The organism is Veillonella montpellierensis DSM 17217 (assembly GCF_000426745.1).
GTDB classification, from domain to species: Bacteria; Bacillota; Negativicutes; order Veillonellales; family Veillonellaceae; genus Veillonella; species Veillonella montpellierensis.
This window is the reverse complement of sequence record NZ_AUFY01000039.1, coordinates 1-1,291: the sequence shown is the minus strand read 5'-3', so window position 1 is coordinate 1,291 and position 1,291 is coordinate 1. Positions and strand designations below refer to the sequence as shown.

Genomic DNA, 1,291 nt, shown 5'->3' with positions numbered 1-1,291 from the left:
CTTCGCCAAGCTTAATGATATCAGTAGGTGTCTTAGTGCCATCGCCATTATCTACCTCTTCTCTAGTGGCTGTCAAAATAGCTTCTTTTGGTGCAGTTTCATCAGTACCTTTTTGTAGTACTAACCTACCTTTATCGTCAGTACTTAAAGTAGTCACCTTGCCTTTACCTTTGCCACCTTTATCTGGGTCGCCGATAACCACTTTCTTACTACCAATGCTATCGAGGTTTTTAACATTCTTCGCCAAGGATACGGTTAATGTATCAGTGCCATTGGAGATAACACCGATATTATCGTCAGTACCTTCAAACTGAGTTGTCTTATCCGACAAGAATGCTTTTTTCGCTTTGTCTTTGGCTGTGTCTGTGTCTTTACCGTTATAGGTAGCGTCATCTGCACTAACAAGACCTTGACCAACAATCTTAACGGTACTATTTAATTGATGCTTATTCACCGCCGAGTTGTTGCCAGTGAATTTCAAGCCATCCTCCAAGGTTGCTACTTGATGAGGGTTATTATTTTCGTCTACATATTGTAACCGTGTAATACCATCTTTACCATCAACGCCAGCTTTCCCTTTAATAGCAGTCATGTCGATACTTGGTGATTTACCATCATCACCTTTAGCGCCAGTTAAGCCTAAGTGACCAATGCCATCATTACCGTTCAAACCGGCAATGGATTTGCCGTCTTTGCCAGGAATAGAAAGACCATTTTTGGTAATGTTAGTAATTTCAGTATTGATATCTTTAACACTTTTATTATTACTAATATCAAGGTTTTCGCCTAGTTTAGCATTCGCTGTCACGGTAACGGTTGGAGTCGCTGCATCACCGCCTACGGTTACATCGATTTTATCTTTTTCCCCTAAGAATTGAATCGTAGGATGGGATGTTTTGGTTAAGCTTATATTCTTTGTATTCGTATTATCTTTATCACTGATGGAGAAGTTAGCCGATATGTTCTCGATTGGTGTCGAGTTACTATTGATATTACTAATAATGTCTCCTTCGATTGCTTTCGCCAATTCCGCTTTATTAATACCGTAAGTAATCTTGTTACCAGCACGAGTAACGGTTAAGCCTTTTGATGCGTCTGCAGTAGCTACATCAAAGATAACATCGTTATTGGTATTGTCAATGGTTTGACCTTTTTTTGCTTCTTCACTAGCATCTGAAGACGCTTTCAATACCCAGGACGCCATTTTACCATCTAACGCAGTTTTTACGGTAGCGCCAGTTACGAGGTTCGCATTCGTTGCTTTGTCGTCGATAGTACCACCGCCAAGTTT

General features: G+C 40.4%; 1 pseudogene. It reads right to left on the bottom strand.

Annotation, left to right across the window (positions count from 1 at the left end):
* Positions 1 to 1,291: pseudogene (locus tag K357_RS09815) on the bottom strand (hypothetical protein); the annotation flags it as partial.